Origin of the sequence: Streptomyces sp. NPDC126497 (genome assembly GCF_040302425.1) — a bacterium.
In the GTDB taxonomy this organism is placed as follows: domain Bacteria; phylum Actinomycetota; class Actinomycetes; order Streptomycetales; family Streptomycetaceae; genus Streptomyces.
In genome coordinates this window covers 111183-124710 of sequence record NZ_JBEORT010000009.1, presented here as the reverse complement: position 1 = coordinate 124710, position 13528 = coordinate 111183, and the positions used below count along the sequence as shown (strand labels likewise).

General features: G+C 72.8%; 9 protein-coding genes. 1 reads left to right on the top strand and 8 read right to left on the bottom strand.

The window, feature by feature from the left end:
• The 4 genes from ABTY20_RS07825 to ABTY20_RS07810 all read right to left on the bottom strand — a co-directional run.
• A partial coding sequence (locus ABTY20_RS07825) for a flavodoxin-dependent (E)-4-hydroxy-3-methylbut-2-enyl-diphosphate synthase (RefSeq protein ID WP_351996082.1) occupies positions 1–163 on the bottom strand: 163 nt, incomplete at its 3' end.
• Positions 164–349: 186 nt separating this feature from the next.
• A complete protein-coding gene (locus ABTY20_RS07820; RefSeq protein ID WP_502991760.1) occupies positions 350–1654 on the bottom strand; it encodes a M50 family metallopeptidase in 1305 nt (434 codons plus the stop codon).
• Positions 1651–2913, bottom strand: a complete 1263-nt coding sequence (dxr, locus tag ABTY20_RS07815) for a 1-deoxy-D-xylulose-5-phosphate reductoisomerase (RefSeq protein WP_351996078.1) — start codon at positions 2911–2913, stop codon at positions 1651–1653. Before dxr ends, ABTY20_RS07820 begins: the two co-directional genes overlap by 4 nt.
• Positions 2914–3035: 122 nt before the next feature.
• The gene (locus tag ABTY20_RS07810; RefSeq protein WP_351996077.1) at positions 3036–4976 is read right to left on the bottom strand and encodes an acyl-CoA dehydrogenase family protein; all 1941 of its coding nucleotides are present in this window, start codon (positions 4974–4976) and stop codon (positions 3036–3038) included.
• A gap of 319 nt (positions 4977–5295) precedes the next feature.
• Here ABTY20_RS07810 and ABTY20_RS07805 point away from each other — a divergent pair, with 319 nt between their 5' ends.
• On the top strand, positions 5296–6306 hold the full coding sequence (locus ABTY20_RS07805; RefSeq protein ID WP_351996076.1) for a LacI family DNA-binding transcriptional regulator: 1011 nt from the start codon (positions 5296–5298) through the stop codon (positions 6304–6306).
• Between the two features lie 62 nt (positions 6307–6368).
• Here the strand turns inward: ABTY20_RS07805 and ABTY20_RS07800 are convergent, their stop codons facing one another.
• Genes ABTY20_RS07800 through ABTY20_RS07785 form a run of 4 tightly spaced genes read right to left on the bottom strand, consistent with a single transcriptional unit; the run spans position 6369 to position 13498 of the window.
• The gene (locus tag ABTY20_RS07800; protein WP_351996075.1) at positions 6369–7082 is read right to left on the bottom strand and encodes a glycoside hydrolase family 12 protein; all 714 of its coding nucleotides are present in this window, start codon (positions 7080–7082) and stop codon (positions 6369–6371) included.
• 37 nt (positions 7083–7119) lie between these two features.
• Positions 7120–9333, bottom strand: a complete 2214-nt coding sequence (locus tag ABTY20_RS07795) for a glycosyl hydrolase family 95 catalytic domain-containing protein (protein WP_351996074.1) — start codon at positions 9331–9333, stop codon at positions 7120–7122.
• Positions 9330–11300, bottom strand: coding sequence for a beta-galactosidase (locus ABTY20_RS07790; RefSeq protein WP_351996073.1), 1971 nt, complete (start codon positions 11298–11300; stop codon positions 9330–9332). The genes ABTY20_RS07795 and ABTY20_RS07790 overlap by 4 nt, the downstream gene beginning before the upstream one ends.
• Positions 11300–13498 (bottom strand): 1,4-beta-glucanase, encoded by a 2199-nt coding sequence (locus ABTY20_RS07785; RefSeq protein WP_351996072.1) that lies wholly within the window; start codon positions 13496–13498, stop codon positions 11300–11302. The genes ABTY20_RS07790 and ABTY20_RS07785 overlap by 1 nt, the downstream gene beginning before the upstream one ends.
• Positions 13499–13528: the final 30 nt, after the last annotated feature.

Below are 13528 nucleotides of genomic sequence, written 5' to 3'. Positions count from 1 at the left end.
GCAGGGTGGCGCCGATGTCGGAGGTGCGCGTGGTCGTCATCGACTGCACGGACACCGGGGCGTCCCCGCCCACCGCCACCGACCCGACCTGGATCTGCCGGCTCTTCCGGCGCTCGGCGAGCCTGGTCGGAACGGACGGCATGCCGAGAGAAATCGCAGTCATCTGCTGTGCAACCCCAAGTCGTGGATCAAGGTCCGGCTCCCCGTGAGCAGCGGGCTCCGGGCTCCGAGATTACGGCACCGGCCAACGCTCGGGCACATCGCTCCGGCAAACCCGTCCAAAGGGCGACGGCCCGGAACCCCAAGGGTTCCGGGCCGTCGTGAACGGCGGGCGCCGTGCCCCGGGGGGCTAGGAGATCCGCACCGGGTTCACCACGTCCGCGATCAGGACGAGGAGGGTGAAGCAGACGAAGATCCCGGCCACCACGTAGGCCACCGGCATCAGTTTCGCGACGTCGAACGGGCCGGGGTCGGGGCGGCGCAGCACCTTGGCGAGGTTGCGGCGCAGCGACTCCCACAGGGCGCCCGCGATGTGTCCGCCGTCGAGCGGCAGCAGCGGGAGCATGTTGAACAGGAACAGGGAGAGGTTGAAGCCGGCGAGCAGCATCACGAACATGGCGAGCTGCTGCGAGGCGGGGATGTCGAGGGTGGCGATCTCGCCGCCGACCCGGGCCGCGCCGACGACGCCCATCGGGGAGTCGGGTTCGCGGGGGCCGTCGCCGAAGGCCGCGTCCCACAGGGCGGGGATCTTGGACGGCAGGGCGGCGAGGGAGTCGACGGCGTCGCCGACCCGGTCGGTCATCCAGCTCACGGAGTCCCCGAAGTCCTGCTTGACGACGCCGGTGGCCGCGCTGAAGCCGAGGAAGCCGGCCTTGACGTACTCGCCCTCGACGTAGGCGCCGTTGCCGTCCTTCTTGGCGACCATGTTGGTGGCGATCGTCGCCCGGAGGGTGACCTCCCGGCCGTCGCGGTCGACGACGATCGGCACGGTCCTGCCCGCGCTGTCGCGGATGAGGTCGGAGAGGGTGGCCCAGTCGTCGGTCCTGACGCCGTCGAAGGCGACGATCCTGTCGTCGGCCCTCATCCCGGCGGCCGCGGCCGGGGACCGGGGGTCGGACTTCTTGCACTCGTCGCGGTTCTCGGTCTGCGAGATCACGCACTGCGAGACCGAGCTCACGGTGGTGGTCTGCTGCTGGATGCCGAAGCCCATCAGCACGATCAGGAACAGCACGACCGCGAGGATCAGGTTCATGAACGGGCCCGCGAACATCACGACGACCCGTTTCCACGGCTTGCGCGTGTAGAACAGGCGCTTCTCGTCGCCGGGCCGGAGCTCCTCGAAGGCGGCGGAGCGGGCGTCCTCGATCATGCCGCGCCACGGTGAGGTGGAGCGGGCCTCGAGGCGGCCGTCGGGGCCGGGCGGGAACATGCCGATCATCCGGATGTAGCCGCCGAACGGGATGGCCTTGACGCCGTACTCGGTCTCGCCCTTGTTGCGCGACCAGAGGGTCGGGCCGAAGCCGACCATGTACTGGGGCACGCGGATGCCGAACATCTTGGCCGTGGACAGGTGGCCCAGCTCGTGCCAGGCGATCGAGAACAGCAGGCCTGCCGCGAAGACGACTATGCCGAGGATGAACATCAGGGTCGTCATGCACGCGCCTCCGCGCTCGCCGTCCGGACTGTCAGTTCCCGGGCCCTCGTCCGGGCCCAGGTCTCCGCTTCGAGGACGTCCGACACGGTCAGTGGAGTTCCCGCCGCCGGGGTGCCGTGCTCCTCCACCACCCGGGTGACGGTCTCCATGATCCCGTTGAAGGGCAGCGCGCCGGCGCGGAACGCCTCCACGCACTCCTCGTTCGCGGCATTGAACACCGCCGGGGCGGTTCCCGCGAGTTCGCCGACGTGCCGGGCGAGGTTCACCGAGGGGAAGGCTTCGTTGTCGAGGGGGAAGAACTCCCAGGTGGACGCCTTGCTCCAGTCGAAGACCGGGGCGGCGTCGGGGATGCGTTCGGGCCAGCCGAGGCCGATGGCGATGGGCCCGCGCATGTCGGGGGGCGTCGCCTGGGCCAGTGTCGACCCGTCCGTGAACTCGACCATCGAGTGGACATACGACTGCGGGTGCACGACGACCTCGATGCGGTCGAAGGGAATGTCGTACAGCAGGTGCGCCTCGATGACCTCCAGGCCCTTGTTGACGAGGGTCGCGGAGTTGATCGTGATGACCGGGCCCATGGCCCAGGTGGGGTGCGCGAGGGCGTCCTCGACGGTGACGTCCGCCAGCTGCTCCCTGGTGCGGCCGCGGAAGGGGCCGCCGGAGGCGGTGACGACGAGCTTGCGCACATCGGCCCGGGTGCCGGCGGCCAGCGCCTGGAAGAGGGCGGCGTGCTCGGAGTCGACCGGGATGATCTGGCCCGGCTCGGCGAGCGCCTTGACCAGCGGGCCGCCGACGATGAGCGACTCCTTGTTGGCGAGCGCGAGGGTGCGGCCCGCCTCCAGGGCGGCGAGGGTCGGGGCGAGACCGATGGAGCCGGTGATGCCGTTGAGCACGGTGTGGCAGTCGGAGGCGGCGAGGTGGGTGGCCGCGTCCTTCCCGGCCAGGATCTCGGGCAGCGGCTCCCCCGCCCCGTACTGCGCGGACAGCGCCTCGCGCAGCGCCGGCACGACGTCCTCGCGGGCGACGGCGACCGTGCGCACCCGCAGTCGGCGGGCCTGCTCGGCGAGGAGGGCGACCCGGCCGCCGTGGGCGGACAGGGCGGTGACCCGGAAGCGGTCGGGGTTGCGCAGCACGAGGTCGATGGCCTGGGTGCCGATCGACCCGGTGGAGCCGAGGATCACCACGTCCTTCGGTCCGTCTCCCGCCACGGGGTCGTAGACGAGGTGCGGGTCGGCGAGGGGGGCTGGAGCGTCGGTCATGGACCCCATTGTGTCGGGTCGCGCGCACGGCCGGGGCCCCGCCCCGGAGGCCCGGTGCGTGCCCTCACGGGGAGGGGAGGCCCCGGTTTCCCGGTGCGTCCCCTCCCCGCCGTGCGCGCGGATCAGCGGACCGGCCGGTGGGCGTTCTCCCGCCGCGAGGGGCCGGGGGTGGCGTCGGCGATCCAGGGGCCGTCGTCGGAGGGGTCGATGACGCCCTGCTCCAGCCACTCGTAGGTGCCGGAGAGCACGCCCTTGACGACCTTGCGGTCGAGGTCGTCGGTGTTGGTCCACAGCCGGCCGAAGAGCTCCTCGACGCGGATGCGGGCCTGGCGGCAGAAGGCGTCGGCGAGCTGGTAGGCCTCGCGGCCGTTCTCGCCCCGGCGGCGCAGGAGTTCGGCCCGCACGCAGGCGGCGCTCATGGCGAACAGTTCGGCGCCGATGTCGACGATCCGGCCCAGGAAGCCCTGCTTGGTCTCCATCCTCCCCTGCCAGCGGGACATGGCGTAGAAGGTGGAGCGGGCGAGCCTGCGGGAGGCGCGCTCGACGTAGCGCAGGTGCGGGGAGAGGTCGACGCCGTGCTTGAACCCGCCGTACGCGCCGGGGAGCTGTCCGGGTCCGGCGACGAGCTTCGGCAGCCACTTGGCGTAGAAGAGGCCCGCGCCGGCGCCCGCCCGCGCCTTGTCGCCGAGGGACTTCTCGGGGTCGATCAGATCGCCGGCGACCGAGAGGTGGGCGTCGACGGCCTCGCGCGCGATCAGCAGGTGCATGATCTCCGTGGAGCCCTCGAAGATGCGGTTGATGCGCAGGTCGCGCAGCATCTGCTCGGCCGGGACCGCCCGCTCGCCGCGCGCCCGCAGCGACGCGGCGGTCTCGAAGCCGCGTCCGCCGCGGATCTGGACCAGTTCGTCGGCCATCAGCCAGGCCATCTCGGAGCCGTACAGCTTGGCGAGGGCGGCCTCGATGCGGATGTCGTTGCGGTCCTCGTCGGCCATCTGCGAGGAGAGGTCGACCACGGCCTCCAGGGCGAAGGTGGTGGCCGCGATGAACGCGATCTTGGAACCGACGGCCTCGTGCAGCGCCACCGGCTTGCCCCACTGCTCCCGGGCCGCCGACCACTCTCGGGCGATCTTCAGGCACCACTTGCCGGACCCGACGCACATCGCGGGCAGGGAGAGCCGTCCGGTGTTGAGCGTGGTCAGGGCGATCTTCAGACCCTGTCCCTCCTCGCCGATGCGGTGGGCGGCGGGGACCCGGACCCGGTGGAAGCGGGTGACGCCGTTCTCCAGTCCGCGCAGGCCCATGAAGGCGTTGCGGTTCTCCACGGTGACGCCCTCGGAGGCCGCCTCGACCACGAACGCGGTGATGCCGCCCCGGTGGCCCTCGGACTTCGGTACCCGCGCCATGACCACGAGGAGGTCGGCGACCACGCCGTTGGTGGTCCACAGCTTCACGCCGTCCAGGACGTACTCGTCGCCCTCGGGGACGGCGGTGGTGGCCAGGCGGGCCGGGTCCGAGCCCACGTCCGGCTCGGTGAGCAGGAAGGCCGAGATGTCGGTGCGGGCGCAGCGCGGCAGGAAGGTCTCCTTCTGCTCCCGCGTGCCGAAGATCTTCAGCGGCTGCGGGACGCCGATCGACTGGTGCGCGGAGAGGAGTGCGCCGATCGCCGGGCTGGCGGAGCCGACCAGGGCGAGGGCCTTGTTGTAGTACACCTGGGTGAGGCCGAGGCCGCCGTACTTGGTGTCGATCTTCATGCCGAAGGCGCCGAGCTCCTTGAGCCCGGCGATCACGTCGTCGGGGATCAGGGCGTCGCGCTCGATCCGGGCGCCGTCGATCTTCGTCTCGCAGAAGTCGCGGAGCTTGGCGAGGAACTCCTCGCCGCGCTGGACGTGCTCGTCGGCGGGCAGGGGGTGGGGGTGGATCAGGTCGAGCCGGAAGCGGCCGAGGAACAGTTCCTTGGCGAAGCTGGGCTTGCGCCAGTCCTGTTCCCGGGCGGCCTCCGCCACCTGGCGGGCCTCCCGTTCGGTGACCGTGGGCCGGGACGGGGACTCGGGTACTGCGGACATGAGGGTCACCTCGCCGCGAAGAGGACGATGTCATTGCATGACCGATGAGTGCTACTCGATCGTATGTACCCGATCCGTAGCCGCCCCGCCACCCTTCGTGCGGCCGCGCGGCCCACGCTCCCGCGCTTCGGCGGGCGGGCCGCGATGGGGGAGAATTCCTCCGGCGCCCGTGCGGCCCGATCCGACTGCGGAGAAAGCCGTCGAAGCGCTTCGACAGCCTATGGACACCCGTCCTCCTGTGGGACTACTGTCGAACCACCCTCACCTGCCCCTATACGTTGCGCGCACTGTCGAAGCGCTTCACACGCTTGGAGACTGGATGGTCACCCTCGCCGAGGTCGCCCAGCACGCCGGAGTCTCCGCGAGCACGGTGAGCTATGTCCTCAGCGGCAAGCGGTCCATCTCCGTGAACACCCGGCAACGGGTCGAGCGGAGCATCCGTGAGCTCGGGTACCACCCGAACGCCGGGGCCCGCGCCCTGGCCAGCAGCAGGTCGAACATCATCGCGCTGATGGTCCCGCTGCGCACGGACATGTACGTGCCGGTGATGATGGAGATCGCCATCGCGGTGGCCACCACGGCCCGCACCCACGGGTACGACGTGCTGCTGCTCACCGGCGAGGAGGGCCCGGACGCGGTGCGCCGGGTCGCGGGCAGCGGACTGGCCGACGGCATGATCCTGATGGACGTCGAACTCGACGACGAGCGGCTGCCGCTGCTGCGGGAGACCGACCAGCCGGCGGTGCTGATCGGGCTGCCCGCCGACACCACCGGTCTGACCTGCGTGGACCTCGATTTCAAGGCCACCGGCGCGCTGTGCGTGGAGCACCTGGCCGAGCGGGGGCACCGGGACGTGGCCGTCATAGGCGAGGCCCCGGCGGTCTACGAACGGCACACCGGTTTCGCCGAGCGCACCCTGGACGGGCTGCGCACCCGCGCGCGCGAGCTGGGGCTGCGGCTGCTGCACCGGCCGTGCGGGGGCGGGTACGACGCGATGGCCGTGACGCTCGCCCGGATCCTCGACGAGCGCCCCGGCACCACGGGCTTCGTCGTGCAGAACGAGGCGGCGGTCGAACCGCTGCTCGCCCTGCTGCGCCAGCAGGGGCGGGCCGTGCCCGAGGACGTCTCGGTGGTCGCGGTCTGCCCGGAGCAGGTCGCCGTGCAGGCCTCGGTGCGGCTGACGTCGGTCGCGGTCCCCGCGCAGGAGATGGGCCGGCTCGCCGTGGAGCAGCTGGTCGCCAAGCTCGGCGGGCGGGGCGGCGACGAGGTCGTGCTGATCGCACCCGAACTGACGGTCCGCGCGAGCTCGGGCCCGGCGCCCGCCCCGTAGCCGGCCGCGCGCGAAGGGGCCGGTCCCGCTGGGACCGGCCCCTCGACGCGATCCGCGCCGGGTCAGCCGCCGCTGACCGTCAGGTTGTTGGTGCGGAAGTCCAGCCCGCCGGCCGACGAGGTGATCTCGTAGCCGAACTGCACGTCACCGATGGTCTCGTTGCCCATCCACCCCTTGGTGTCCTTGATCCACTTCAGGATCGGGAGGATGTTGACGGTGCCGGAGTTCGAGTCCGAGGTGCGCAGGAACGAGAAGACCTCGTTGGCGCCGTTGGTCCCCTTGTACACGTTCCAGGTGTGGCCGCCGAGGCTCACGGTTCCCTGCGGGCTGCCGAGCGGGCCCACCGCCCCGTTGTGGTTGACCCAGAGCATGATCTCGTAGTCGTAGTCCGTGTCCCAGATGTCGTACGAGGTGTTGTACGCGCCCGAGGACGGGACGGTGACGTTGTAGCTGCTGGTGAGCGACGTGAGGGAGGTGATCGACTTGTTGATCACCTTCTTGGAGTTCGGGTAGGACTTGATGCCGCCGGTGTTGGGATGGTCGGCCCACACGCCCCAGTTGGTGCCGGAGTTGGCCCAGACGCACTGGGCGCCTGCGCCGGAGCCCCAGATGTTGTTGTAGAGGGTGTAGCCGTTCAGGCCGGTGTTGCCCCACTGGTCGCAGGAGTTCCAGACGGCGGCGTGGGCGGGGGCGGAGGCGAGGCCGACCGTCGCGCCGAGCGCGAGGGCGGGCGCCAGCAGGACCTTGGTGATCCTGCTCGAGATGCTTGTTGCCATGGCGTTCCTTCCATGGGTGGGGGGAATCACGGGGAGGTCACCGCGCCTTCGGGGTGAGGACGCGGTCTTCTCCGGCGACGAGGTCGAGCGGCTCGGCGCCGGCGGAAGTCCACAGGTCGATGCGGTGGGTGCGGGTGGGCCGCAGGACGGCGGTGGCGCCGTCCGGGGACCAGGTGAGGTCGAGCGAGGCGCCGAAGCGGGTGCGGATCCCGCGCAGCGCGCCGCTCGGGTACGCCGGGAGCGGCGCCGGCAGCAGGACCAGCCGGTCGGGGGTGGACTGGACGAGCGCCTCGATCAGCACGGCGGGCAGGGTGTGGGCGGCGTCGGCGTTGTAGACGTGGCGGTGCGGGTAGTGCGCGCTCATCAGGGAGGCGTGGAAGAAGTCGCCGTCGAGGACCTGGCCGAGCGCGTGGGCGACCCGCCCGCCGTCCCGCAGGCGGGCCGCGATCAGCGCGTGGTGCAGATGGCCGTGCGCGGAGTCGTTCTCGGCGCCGCGCAGTTCCAGGGCGCGGTGGGCGGCGGCGGCCAGCTCCGGGGTGTCGTAGGGGGTGATCTCGTCCAGCGGCCAGACGCCGTAGAGGTGGCTGAGGTGGCGGTGGTCGTAGGAGTCCTCCAGACCGGGCCACGCCCATTCGGCGAGCGCGCCGTCGGCGTTGATCCGGTGCGGGGGCAGCCGGTCGGCGAGCGCCCGCCAGCGGTCGGCGTGCTCCGGGTGGTACGCGGCGGCGGTCCGCAGGGCGTGCCGGGCCGCGGAGAGGTCCATGGCCGCGTTGACGGCGCCCCAGCTCGCGTTGGCGGGCCGGTTCTCGGGCGAGTAGGAGGGGACGACGACCGGCCGCCCCTCACCGTCGGTGCGGGTGAGGAAGTCCTCGTAGAACAGGGCGACCTCGGCGAGCGCGGCGGCGGTGCGCGGATCGCGTTCACCGCGGGTCTCGTCGTGGTCGACGAGGGGCTTGAGCAGCCAGTCGGCGCCGGCGGTCCACAGGTGCAGCGGGTACTCGCGGCTGAAGTGGTACGAGTGCCCCGACTCGCCGTCGCTGTGGGCGGGCGCGACGACGCCCCGGGCGCCGAAGACCGCGCGGGCGTTGTCCCGCCAGTCGGGCAGCTGCCGCTGGATCAGCGCGGCCAGGGCCTCGGTGACCTCGGGGAGGGCCGCCGCGGCGGCGGAGGCGGTCTGCAGGTTGAGGTTGGCGTCGTTGGTGAAGGCGCCGGACCAGGCGGTGTCCCAGTCACCGGTCCACAGGCCGGTGAGGCGGGGCGGGAACAGGCCGCTGGAGGACAGCAGGTGGTAGCGGCCGGCCGCGAAGAGCCTCTCGAGCAGGGCGGCGCTGCGCGGCCGGGCGAGCAGCTCGGAACCCGGCAGGGCGCGTTCGTCCGGGTCGGCGGCCAGGTCGAGGGTGACCCGTTCGTAGGCGGTGCGGTGCGGGGGCAGGTGGCGGGCGAGGAGGTCGTCGTACCAGGACCCGGGCGCGTCGTCGAGCAGGGCGCGCAGGGCGCGGCCCTCGGCGACCACGTCGATTTCCCCGGTGTGCCGCCGCACCCGGGTGAGCAGCAGCACGGACCGGGCGCCCTCGACGCGCACGCCCGGCGGGGCGAGCGCCGTCCGGCCGCCGGTGACGGCGACCAGGGTGACGCCGGTGCAGGCGAGGTCGCTGCCCGGGTAGCGGGCGCGCAGGCTCAGCAGGGCGCCCTCGGGGGTGAGCACGGCTCCGTGGCCGACGCCCAGGCCGGTGGGGGCGCCCGGGAGGCGGTGGTCCAGGGAGACCTCGAGGGCGAGTCCGGGGCCGGTGACGTGCTGGACGACCACGTCGTCGGCGCGGGAGACGAAGACCCGGCTGGTCCGGTCGGCGCGGGTGGCCTCGGCGACGCCGGTGGCGAAGTCGAGCGTACGGCGGTATCCGCCCGGGTCCGGGTCGCCGTCCGGGCGGCGCACCCGGATCTGGAAGGCGGGGTGGAAGGGCCGCACCCACTGGAGCGGGCGGCCGTCGGTGAAGCCCTCGGCGGCGGTCGGGTCGCCGGCGAGCAGCCGGTCCTGGAGGCCGGGCAGTTCCCCGGCCAGCCGGGGCGGCAGCCGGTTGTGGTCGGCGCCCTCGCCCGGACGGACGAGGGTGTGGTGGGTGACGACGGTCCGGTCGTCGTCCGGGTCGCCGAACACGAGGGCGCCGTGGCGGCCGTTGCCGCTCAGGAAGGCGTCCTCCCAGCGGGCGGCCGGCCGTGGTTCCCAGGTGCCGTGGACGGGGGTGGCGCTCATGCGGCGAGCACCGCCACGCCGTAGCGGGCGAGGGTGATCCGGTCGGTCACGGTGGTCTCCGTCAGCAGGTCGTGGTGGGTTCCCGGAACGTCGACGGTGACCGGCTCGCGGTCGTGGTTGAGCAGGAACAGCAGGTCCCCGCGGCGGACCGCCTCGACTCCGTCCGGGAGTCCGTCGAGCACCGGCCGCACGCCCGCGCCGGTGGCGACGCGGGTCAGCAGCGCGCGTAGCGCCTCCGGTTCGGGGAGCGTCGAGACGTACCAGGCGCGGCCCTTGCGCAGCACGGCGGGCAGTCCGTCGAGTTCCCCGCCCTTGTAGGGGACGGTCTCGTCGGCGGTGCCGTCGGGCTCCAGTTCCTCGGACCACAGGGTGCCGCGCAGACCGTCCCCGCACACGGCGGTCTCCCCCGGTTCCAGCGGCCACCACTCGTGCAGGGTGCGGATGCCGAAGAGTTCCCGCAGCCGGGCGTCCATGCCGCCGGGCCGCACCCGGTCGTCCTGGTCGGCGACGCCGGTCAGGAAGCCGCAGACCAGGGTGCCGCCGCCGCGCACGTAGGCGAGCAGGTTGTCGACGGCCGTGTCGGTGAGGAGGTAGAGCTGTGGGACGACGACGAGCCGGTAGCCGGTCAGGTCGTGTTCGGGGTGGGCGAAGTCGGTGGTGAGGTGGGCCTGCCAGAGGGCGCGGTGCCAGGCGCTCAGGACCCGCGGGTGGTCGACCTCGTGGGAGGGCCGGGCCTCCTGGTCCCCGGCCCACCAGGAGTGCCAGTCGTGCAGCACGGCGACGTCGGCGGTGATCCGGCCGCCGGCGGTGTGCGGGGCGATCCGGGCGAGGTCCGCGCCGAGCTGCTTGACCTCCTGGTACGTGCGTCCCTGCTCGCCGGCGTGGCCGACCATCCCGGAGTGGAACTTCTCGGCGCCCTGCCGGGACTGGCGCCACTGGAAGTAACAGACGGCGTCGGCGCCGCGCGCCACGGCCTGGAGGGACCACAGCCGGTTGAGGCCGCGCGGCTTGGGGCGGTTCACCCGGCGCCAGTTGACCGGCCCGGCCGCCTGCTCCATCAGCATCCACGGGCCGCGGGCCTGGGAGCGGGTCATGTCCTGGACCAGGGCGCCGCTCTGGGCGCCGAGCGGGTCGCGCGGGTCGGGGTAGAGGTCGACGGAGACGACGTCCTCCTCCTCGGCCCAGCGCCAGGCGTCCTGCCCCGCCCACAGCGGCATGAAGTTGGTGGTGACCGGCAGGTGCGGGGTGTGCCGGCGGACGATGTCGCGTTCGGCGGTGTAGCACTCCAGGAGCATGTCGGAGGTGAAGCGCTTGAAGTCCAGCACCTGGGTGGGGTTCTTCAGGTAGTGCGCGTGGCGGGGCGGCAGCACCTCGGCCCAGTCGCCGTAGCCCTGGCTCCAGAAGGCGGTGCCCCAGGCGGTGTTGAGGGCGTCGAGGGAGCCGTAGCGGTGGCGCAGCCAGACCCGGAAGCGGGCGGCGGCCTCGTCGCCCCAGTCGTAGGTGCAGTACTCGTTGTTGATGTGCCACAGGGTGAGGGCGGGGTGGGTGCCGTAGCGGGCGGCCAGGTCCTCGGTGATGGCGGCGGCGTACCGGCGGTAGGTGGCGCTGGAGTGCGAGAAGTGCTGGCGTCCGCCCCACCACTCGGTCCGGCCCTCCGCGTCCCGGGGCAGGGTGTCCGGGTGGAGGTGGCCCATCCAGGGCGGCGGGGAGGCGGTCGGGGTGGCGAGGACGACCCCGACGCCGTTGTCGTGCATCAGGTCCATCAGCCGGTCGAGCCAGCCGAAGTCCCGCTCCCCGGGCCGGGGTTCGAGCTTCGACCAGGAGAAGACACCGAGGGTGACGGAGTTGACCCCGGCCTCCTTCATCAGCCGGACGTCCTCGTGCCAGACCTCCTCGGGCCACTGCTCGGGGTTGTAGTCGCCGCCGTAGAGGAGGCGGCCGCGGGTGACGTCGCTCAGGTCCGGCATCAGACGGGCTCCCCGTACTGGATGCCGCGCCCGTTGGTGGCGAGGTAGACCCGGCCGTACACGCGCGGGTCGCCGGTGACGGTCTCGCCGGTCCAGCCCCACTGGTGGTCGTCGTCGTTGATCCGCACCCAGGTCCTCGCCCCGTCGTCGGAGCGGTACACGGCGGTGACGGCCTCGACGGAGCCGACCTGGTAGATCGCCGGGTAGTCGGCGCCGGCGGCGGCCTTGCCGAAACCGAGGGTGTGGGAGGAGCGGCAGCTGTCGACCCTGGTGAAGGTCGCGCCGCCGTCGGTGGACCGGTGGAGCCCGTTCCCCTTGGCGCTCAGCCACAGGTCGCCGCTGCGGCCGGGCGCCGCGACCAGCTTGAACTGGCTGTCACCGGAGGGCAGTCCGGTCGCCCGGGCGGTGAAGGAACGGCCGGCGTCGGTGCTGGCGAGCAGCGTTCCCGTGTCGGTGTCGTACGCGTAGAAGAGCGTCGGGTCGGCCGGGTCGGCGACCGGGGTGGCGCCCTTCGGGAAGGAGGGGATCTCGGACCAGGTGGCGCCGTTGTCCGCCGAGCGGTGGGCCGGGTACCTGGTGCCGTCCCAGTGCACGAAGGACCACAGGAGCACGCTGCCGTCGGCGTTGGCGGCGATCGGCCCCGGCGCGTCCTTGGCGAGGGGGGGCTGGGCCGCGAAGGGCGCCCAGGTCCGCCCGCCGTCGTGGGAGTACGCGCCGTTGCCGTGGTCTCCCCAGCCCGTCCGGACGACGTACGCCGGTCTGCGCGCGGCCTGCGCGAGTCCCGTCGCCGACCCGAAGACGGGGTTCGTCGCCATGCCCCGCGCCGGGGACGAGGTGAGGCGCTCGTGGTACATCACCCCGATGTCCCGCGCCCCGCTGATCAGGTGCGCCCTCCCGGTCGGGGGCGAGACCAGCTGGGTCACGGACGCCTCCTCCAGGCCGCGGACCCGCGGGGTCCAGCGGCGCAGGTCGCGGGTGGCGTAGAGGGTGGCGCCGGTGCCGTACACGACGTGCCGCGCATCGTACGGGTCGAGGGCGAGCGCCTGGATCCACCAGCCGAACTTGGGCTCGTCCCCGCCCCACTTCAGGTAGGGCGTCTCGGACACGTCGAGGACGGCGGTGTCCTTCAGCGAGCGCCAGCTGCGTCCGCCGTCGGTGGACCGGTACAGGGTGTCGACCGCCGCCCAGCGGTTGTTGGTGGAGACGACGACGGTGCCGGGACGGCGGGCGTCCACGGCGACCCCGCCGTAGCCGAAGGTGTCGGCGGAACCTTCCTCCGTCGTCCCGCCCGGCTTCACCGGGGTGACCTCGGTCCACGTGCCGCCGGTGGTGCGCAGCTTGTGCACGCTGCCGTCGGACTGGCCGTTGGGGCCGGGCGCGTCGGCGTAGGTCACGTACAGCTCGTGGGCGTGCCGGTCGTAGGCGGCCCGGATCGGCACGCGGGCGGCGGTGCCGGACGGCTGCCCCGGGACCGCCTCCCAGGTGGTGCCGTCAGAGGTACGGAACAGGTTCGCGCCTGCGCCGTCGCCCCAGCCGGCGTAGACGGCGCGCCCGGCGGCGACGAGGAGGGTGACGCCCTGGCCGGTGGCGGACGGGGTGGCCGGGAATCCGCTCACCGGCGCCCAGGTGGCGCCCCGGTCGGTGGACCTGAGCAGCCCGTCGTGCCGGGTGCCGAGCCACAGGGTGTCGCTGTCGCGCGGGTCCACGAGGAGCCGCTCCCCCGCGCCCCGGCCGTCCTCGTTGGCGCCGAGCTTCACGGTGAGGTCGGTGCGCCGCCAGGTGGCGCCGCGGTCGTCCGAGCGCAGCACGGCACCGTTGCTCCCCCACGACTGGGCGTAGGTGCCGCAGGCGAGGTACAGCCGGTCCGGGTGGGCGGGGTCGACCGCCATCGCCTCGACGCCGAGCAGGTTCCAGTCGTCCCACCCGATGTGGTCGAGCAGCGGGATCCAGCGGTCGCGCCGGTCGTCCCAGCGGTAGGCGCCCCCGATGTCGGTCCGGGCGTAGGCGAGGCCGCGCACCCGGGGGTGGAACAGCACACCGGTGATGAACCCGGTCCCGCCGACGACGACGTTGCGCCAGCGGTAGGCGGAGGACCCGGCGGCCTCCGCCCGGCCGCCGAGGGCGGGAACACCGGCGACGGCGGCGCCGGCCGCCGCTCCGGCAAGAACGGCACGCCGACTCAAGGAAGACGCGAACATGACAGAACCTCGCCTGTGAGGGGGGTGAGT